This is a genomic window from Wohlfahrtiimonas larvae, assembly GCF_002006755.1.
GTDB lineage: Bacteria > Pseudomonadota > Gammaproteobacteria > Cardiobacteriales > Wohlfahrtiimonadaceae > Wohlfahrtiimonas > Wohlfahrtiimonas larvae.
This window is the reverse complement of sequence record NZ_MVDO01000095.1, coordinates 21,330-27,834: the sequence shown is the minus strand read 5'-3', so window position 1 is coordinate 27,834 and position 6,505 is coordinate 21,330. Positions and strand designations below refer to the sequence as shown.

Sequence of the window (6,505 nt, the reverse complement as noted above, 5' to 3'; positions counted from 1 at the left end):
TGAGCGTTTCTGTCTTGTTCTCGATTTTCCCATTTTTATTTTATAGATCTCATAGGGTATTTTTCATAATTTCTATTATTGGTGTTTTGGGTACTTTAACAACCTATCAGTCTGCAAGTGGCGTTTATTGGGTTGTTGTGATTATGCTTACAGCTAAGAACTATTTTTATGATCAAATCAATATTAAAAGATGTGTTAAATTATTTTGTATTGCGACTTTAGCTTATATCATTGCAGTGGCAATTTTCCGATTTTGCATTTATACCCCTAGGTTTTCTCATATATCCAATGAGGCCTTAGCATTGCCTGAATTGTTCAATGGTGTCATTAGAAATATTAAAAAATATTTAGTATTTATCTATTCATTTGTAGCTAAAGGCTATATCGGTTTATATATTATTTTTTTATTGTTAGTTTTCTCTTTGAACGTTTTGCGATGCCAAGAGAATCAATTTAAAGTAATTTCAATGATTTGTTTATTGATTATTATACCGATAGTTTTAATAGCTTCTATCGGTATTCCTATATTTTTATCAGAATTTCCCATCGCTGACCGTTATATGTTGGGGTTCAATGTATTAATTACGATTTGTGCTTTGGTTGGTTTTTTGAATAGCGGGATTATTTATCGAATATTTTATCTGTTATTCGCGATGCAACTAATTGCATACGGCAATATTCAAGGAAATATCATCGGTGAGCAATGGTCATATGAAAAATTTCGTTTATCCATGGCTTTGAGTGATTTATCGCCACTGATTGGTGATGAATATGCGTTATCATTTGGTGGTAATCCTGTTTTTAGAGCTTCTTTCAATGTGAATGCTAAAAATAATTCATTCATATATGGACGACATAAAAATATAATATCTTTGCTAGGGTATCCTGGTTATTGGCAGCTCATAGTTGGACGTTATATCCCGATTAGGAAGGGCAATGTTCAATGTGATAGTGATAAAGGGAAAGTGATATTTTCGTCTGTTTATCATAATATTTATCAGAAAAATCGTTGTTTTTCAGTGATTTATAAAACTGTGGGGATTAAGCAATCTAGTGTGGATTCCACATCACAAGCTTCAGTGTCTATTATGAGTCAATAAGTGTTGGAGGTTTTTTGATGGCGCCAGAATTTACTAGAAGAATTAATTGGGTATTGGATAATTTAGTGCCACCAATTCTTCGTGATCCTATTGTTAAAATAGCTATTAGATTATTTTTTAAAAGTGATGCGGATAAATATTTATCATTACATCAACGCTCATATTTAATGACAGAAGAGGATTTTAAAGATTTATATACATCTTTAAAGCATGATATCTTAAATAGAAAAACCGATTTAAATCAAGCTAGTATTGACTTGATCCTGAAAAATATTGATGGTCGTAATATATTAGATGTGGGTTGTGGTAAGCAATATCTGATTAATTATCTTGTTGATAGCATAGGTAAGGATAAGATTAACGTAACAGGTGTTGATTTTAATATTGTTGAAACTTCTGATGTAAATTCTAATCCAAATATTGTTCAAGGCGATATTTATAATTTGCCCTTTGATGATGATAGTTTTGATACCGTCATATGTGCACATACACTAGAGCATGTACTAGCTTTAGATAAAGCTATTGCAGAATTAAGAAGGGTGGCAGCTAAGCGATTAATTATCGTTGTTCCGTGCGAGAGAGAATACAAATATACATTTAGTTTTCATGTGCATTTCTTTCCTTATACTTTTAGTTTATTGAAATTAATGAAAAATCCAAATGGCTTTTGTCAGAAAGTTGATACAGATTTATTCTATATTGAGGATTTGTCGTAAGGATTTATATAGATGATATTTTTTTTAAAAAAATTGTATGGTAATGCTATTTCTGTTTTTCTTTTTATCCTATATGTGTATCTGATTTTATCATTTGCGATATCTTATGACTTTGATATTACAGATTTATCGATACAAGCATATGTATCAATTGTTATCGGCGCATTATTAACAAGCTGTACGCCATATATTGTTAAAAATACTGTAAAGTGTGATTATAAAATAATAATTTGTTCAGTAGTGTTAGGGATTTTTATTGGTATCAGTACTGTGCCAGTAGGTTTAACCAAATTTTTTGAGGTGCAAAGATTAGTCATATCAATCATATATTTTAGTATTATTGTCTTCTATGTGATTAATTTTTTAATTACCCCTTTTGAAAGACATAAAGGTTCGTATTCCCCACTTAAGGCCAGCGTTATTTTATGGGGATTATTGACAATTGTTTGGTTGAGTTATTTTTATGCCTTTTACCCAGGTATATTAAATAATGATTCGTATTATCAGTTTGCACAAGCACATGCACTTGCTCCTTTAGGTTCACATCATCCTATTTTTCACACCGCACTAATTTGGCTCAATATTCAAATATCGAGCAATATTGCTGTGTATTTTGGTATCACAATTATTATTGCATCCTCACTGGTTTGTTACATTCTGTATAAGTTCATGAAGTGGGGAATGCCTCGAATATACATCATTGTTATTATATTATTTTATGCCTTATATCCTATTAATGGCTTGTATTTAATGACTTTATGGAAGGATATCCCTTATTCTATTAGTCTGTTATGGTTTAGTTTGGTGATTTATAAGATCTATAGATCTCAAAGTGAGTATTTATTATCCATCAATAATATTATTACTCTGATGATTGTAACATTATTAGTCCTTAATTTAAGGAGTAATGGGATATTTGTTGGTATTGGTACCTTTATAGTCTTAATCATACTCAGTTCAAAATATAAATTAAGATTGTTCATCATTAGTATGTGTATTTTCGGATTACATTTTTCAACTCATTTCTATATTAAGAAAAAATATCATGTTTTGGATACTAATTTTGTAGAAGCTTTAGCAATTCCCTTACAGCAAGTTGCGGGTGTTTATAATGGGCCTCGTAATATTAAGAATGAATCAGTTGATACTTATTTTAATGTATTATTGCCTTCTAATAATTGGAAACACTATTGTCCTATTAACGTAGATTTCATTAAGTTTAATCGCCATTTTAATTATCAATATTTAGAGGAGGGTGGTAAATTTAAGTTTTTCAAAAATTGGTATAGATTATGGAATGAATATCCCTGGGAGTATATTAGAGCATATTTTAAACAGACTTCTCCTTTGTGGTTAATCAATCGTTATCGTCACGAAATTAATCAATCATGCCGTAATAAAACTGATGAAGTGAGATTACGAGTAGGGTATATCAATACAGTTTTAGAAACAGGGGACAGGTGGTTATATGGATTAGATTATTTTAAGGTCAAAAAAGATGCGGACTTGGCTTATAAGAAATATCAATATGTTTTTTTATACCCTACAAATTTAACAGTGCCATTGACGAAAGATCAATATATTGAAAAAGTGACTAAAATTAAGGAAGGCATTTACCAACATGATATAAAAAATAATATTTTAAAACCCTATTATACATATGCTTTGCAGTATGTATTTGATAATGCTTCCATTTTTGCAAATGGTGGTATCGTCACATTGGTATTTTTGTTTGTATTGAGTGCTAGTATTGCTAAACGACAAGTTATCATATGTGTTCCTTTGTTAATCAATTTATTAACACTATTTATATCAGCACCTGCCCCTGATTTCAGATATATTTTTAGTGTGTTATTTAGTTTACCCATCATGTTATTCATTAATAAAATCCCTAATTATAGGGAGGATATTCAATGAAAATAGCTGTATTGATTCCTTGTTTAAATGAAGAGCAAACCGTTGCTAAAGTTGTTCAAGATTTTAAAAAAGAACTGCCTGATGCAGATATCTACGTTTATGATAATAATTCAACGGACAAAACATACCAATTGGCTCAAGATGCAGGTGCGATTGTGCATTTATGTGAAGAGCGTGGGAAAGGGAATGTTTTAAGGCAAATGTTTTTAGATATTACGGCTGATTGCTATTTAATTGTTGATGGTGATGATACTTATCCTGCTCAAGATTGTATGTATTTAATAGAGCCTGTGATGAATCAAGAGTGTGACATGAGTGTTGGTAATCGTTTTATAGATGGCTCATACGATAAGGAAAATACAAGAAAATTTCATGGTTTTGGTAATCGTTTGGTAAAGTTTATGATTAATCAAATTTATAGTACTCAAGTAGATGATGTTATGTCTGGCTATAGAGTGTTGAGCAAAGATTTTGTTGGAAATCTAAAGCTAACATCAAATTATTTTCAAGTTGAAACGGAAATAACAATGTACGCATTGCATCATAAATTTTTGATTAAAGAAGTCGCGGTTAATTATAGAAACCGTCCTGTAAAGAGCCAATCTAAATTGAATACATTTCGTGATGGATTTAAAATTTTAAGTTTTATTTTTATGTATTTTATTAAAGCCAAAAAGAGGTTTTGATTGGGTTTAAAATATTGCATAAACTGTACTACTTATTGTAGTAAGTTTGTGCAATATTTTATTGGACATTGTAGTTGTTACTTGTTTGAAAAGAAAATTTTTGGTGCTTCGTGATTGCGCTTAAATAGTGTAATTACATTACCAATGTGCTGAATCATGTTTGCATTTAATGCAGAAGAGATTTCAGCAGCAATTTCTTTTTTTGTTTCACGATCATCACCCGCAATACGGATTTTGATCAATTCGTGATATTCTATAGCACGTTCTGCTTCTGCTAAAAAAGATTCAGTCACACCTTTTTCACCCATAATCAATACAGGTTTCATGGAATGAGCGAGGCCTTTTAAAGCATGTATATGTTCTTTTGTTAATTTCATTTGAGTCATGAATAACGATCCTAATCAAAAAAAAGTGGAGGCAAGCTTAGCGCAACCACGAAGAATTCACCAGCTTTTCTTAAGTTTAAGAATGTTGGCTTTAATGTTTGTGATTGCGGGTATAATCCTAGTGATCATTTTACCATTCTTTTCGTTGTCTAAACGAGATGAATTTATTCTATTGTTTTTTTATGGTGTCGTGAGTGCAGGATTTTTAATGGCGCGTGCACGTTCATTTATCTTAGTCTCAGAACAAAAGAAAAAGCATTAATGCGCCTTTATCAATATTTATTATTTGAGAAAAAGCTGTCTAAAAATAGTATGCGCCGATTAATAAGGTCAAATGCCATTCGTTTGAATGACCAAATTGTGACAGATGAGGCGATAGAAATTGATGGATGGTTGCATCAGCTAATGATATATGATGAACCATGTCAATTAATACGACACTCATATTATATGATGAATAAGCCAAAAGGATTAATTTCAGCTACAGAAGATAAAAAATTACCAACAGTATGTGATCAATTTTCTGAGAAAATTTGGCCGATAGGTAGATTAGATAGAAATACAGAGGGGTTGTTGTTATTGACAGATAATGGGCAGTTGAGTTTTCGTTTGCCATTACCAAAATATAAAGTGGAAAAAGTGTATCGTGTTAAAGTGAATGGCTTATTAACTGCAAATGAAGTTGAACAATTTGCACGCGGTATTGAGTTTTATGGTGGAATTTATTGTGCACCTGCTAAACTAGAGATTATTGATGCGAATCAAAATGAAAGTGAGGCGCGGGTAACAATTACAGAAGGTAAGTTTCATCAGGTCAAAAAAATGTTTTTAGCAGTTAATTTATATGTAACTTATCTTCAAAGAATTCAGTATGGCCCATTAAAGTTGGGCTATGATTTACAACCGGGTGAGTTTCGAGCCTTATCAATAGATGAGATAAAAATGCTCTGGGATTGCGCCCAATTGCAATATTAAAAGTGATTTAAAGTATGGGAAAAAAACGTACACCGAGTAGTTCTCGTTGGTTAAAAGAGCATCATGATGATGAATATGTGTTGCGTGCACGTAAAGAAGGCTGGCGTTCACGAGCGATTTATAAAATATCTGAGATGGATGAAAAAGATTTATTGTTCAAGTTAGGTATGACAGTGGTAGATTTAGGTGCAGCACCGGGTAGCTGGTCACAATATGCAATGCATAAAGTGGGACATAATGGCAAAGTGTTTGCTTTAGATATTTTACCCATGAGTGCAATTGCGGGGGTAGATATCATTACAGGTGATTTTCGTGAAGAATCTGTTTTAAATGAATTAGAGGCTTTATTAGATGGTCGCAAAATTGATATTGTGATTTCAGATATGGCACCGAATACCAGTGGTGTGAAGGGTGTTGATCAGCCACGTATGATGTATTTATTAGAATTAGCTTTTGATTTTTCGATTCATCATTTAAAGCCAGGTGGAGATTTTTTAATGAAGATTTTCCAAGGTGAAGGCTTTGAAGAGTATTTAAAGTTATTGCGTGCAAACTTTGATAAAGTCGTCACAAGAAAACCAAAAGCATCACGAGCAAGAAGTGCGGAAATTTATTTATTAGCTCGTGGTTTTAAAGGTAAGTCAGAATAATTGCACCGCAGCCATTGAATTCGATAATTTTGCCTCCATCCATGTATGAATGATGACTAAATTAAAGATATTCGG

8 protein-coding genes are annotated in these 6,505 nt (G+C 31.7%); 7 read left to right on the top strand and 1 reads right to left on the bottom strand.

Translation table 11 applies throughout. The annotated features are described in order from the left end of the window. The 4 genes from BZK14_RS06020 to BZK14_RS06005 all read left to right on the top strand — a co-directional run. The coding region (locus BZK14_RS06020; protein WP_143691378.1) for a glucosyltransferase domain-containing protein at positions 1-1,100 on the top strand (1,100 nt) is incomplete at its 5' end. Between the two features lie 17 nt (positions 1,101-1,117). Further along, positions 1,118-1,816 carry a class I SAM-dependent methyltransferase gene (locus tag BZK14_RS06015; RefSeq protein ID WP_077925648.1) on the top strand — a complete coding sequence of 233 codons (699 nt, stop codon included), beginning with the start codon at positions 1,118-1,120 and terminating at the stop codon, positions 1,814-1,816. Between the two features lie 12 nt (positions 1,817-1,828). Beyond that, positions 1,829-3,733: a DUF6020 family protein gene (locus tag BZK14_RS06010; RefSeq protein ID WP_077925647.1), complete on the top strand. Its 1,905-nt coding sequence runs from the start codon at positions 1,829-1,831 to the stop codon at positions 3,731-3,733. Then, positions 3,730-4,419: a glycosyltransferase gene (locus BZK14_RS06005; protein ID WP_077925646.1), complete on the top strand. Its 690-nt coding sequence runs from the start codon at positions 3,730-3,732 to the stop codon at positions 4,417-4,419. The genes BZK14_RS06010 and BZK14_RS06005 overlap by 4 nt, the downstream gene beginning before the upstream one ends. 77 nt (positions 4,420-4,496) lie before the next feature. On the opposite strand, the gene yhbY is transcribed toward BZK14_RS06005, so the two are convergent. Next, positions 4,497-4,796 carry a ribosome assembly RNA-binding protein YhbY gene (gene yhbY, locus BZK14_RS06000; protein WP_425445328.1) on the bottom strand — a complete coding sequence of 100 codons (300 nt, stop codon included), beginning with the start codon at positions 4,794-4,796 and terminating at the stop codon, positions 4,497-4,499. A 7-nt stretch (positions 4,797-4,803) separates the two neighbouring features. Between yhbY and BZK14_RS05995 the strand changes: the two genes are divergently transcribed. From BZK14_RS05995 to rlmE, 3 genes are read left to right on the top strand one after another with little or no spacing between them, the layout of a single operon-like run. After that, on the top strand, positions 4,804-5,067 hold the full coding sequence (locus BZK14_RS05995) for a hypothetical protein (protein ID WP_077925644.1): 264 nt from the start codon (positions 4,804-4,806) through the stop codon (positions 5,065-5,067). Positions 5,068-5,117: 50 nt separating this feature from the next. Further along, on the top strand, positions 5,118-5,780 hold the full coding sequence (locus BZK14_RS05990; protein ID WP_143691377.1) for a 16S rRNA pseudouridine(516) synthase: 663 nt from the start codon (positions 5,118-5,120) through the stop codon (positions 5,778-5,780). Positions 5,781-5,794: 14 nt separating this feature from the next. Further along, entirely contained in the window at positions 5,795-6,430 is a 636-nt protein-coding gene (gene rlmE / locus BZK14_RS05985) for a 23S rRNA (uridine(2552)-2'-O)-methyltransferase RlmE (protein ID WP_077925642.1), read from the top strand. Positions 6,431-6,505 lie beyond the last annotated feature (75 nt).

Excerpts from the sequence above, each read along its gene's own strand:
- BZK14_RS06015 (WP_077925648.1), top strand. The coding sequence starts at position 1,118 with ATGGCGCCAGAATTTACTAGAAGAATTAATTGGGTATTGGATAATTTA.
- BZK14_RS06010 (WP_077925647.1), top strand. The coding sequence starts at position 1,829 with ATGATATTTTTTTTAAAAAAATTGTATGGTAATGCTATTTCTGTTTTT.
- rlmE (WP_077925642.1), top strand. The coding sequence starts at position 5,795 with ATGGGAAAAAAACGTACACCGAGTAGTTCTCGTTGGTTAAAAGAGCAT.
- BZK14_RS05990 (WP_143691377.1), top strand. The coding sequence starts at position 5,118 with ATGCGCCGATTAATAAGGTCAAATGCCATTCGTTTGAATGACCAAATT.
- yhbY (WP_425445328.1), bottom strand. The coding sequence starts at position 4,796 with ATGAAATTAACAAAAGAACATATACATGCTTTAAAAGGCCTCGCTCAT.
- BZK14_RS05995 (WP_077925644.1), top strand. The coding sequence starts at position 4,804 with ATGAATAACGATCCTAATCAAAAAAAAGTGGAGGCAAGCTTAGCGCAA.
- BZK14_RS06005 (WP_077925646.1), top strand. The coding sequence starts at position 3,730 with ATGAAAATAGCTGTATTGATTCCTTGTTTAAATGAAGAGCAAACCGTT.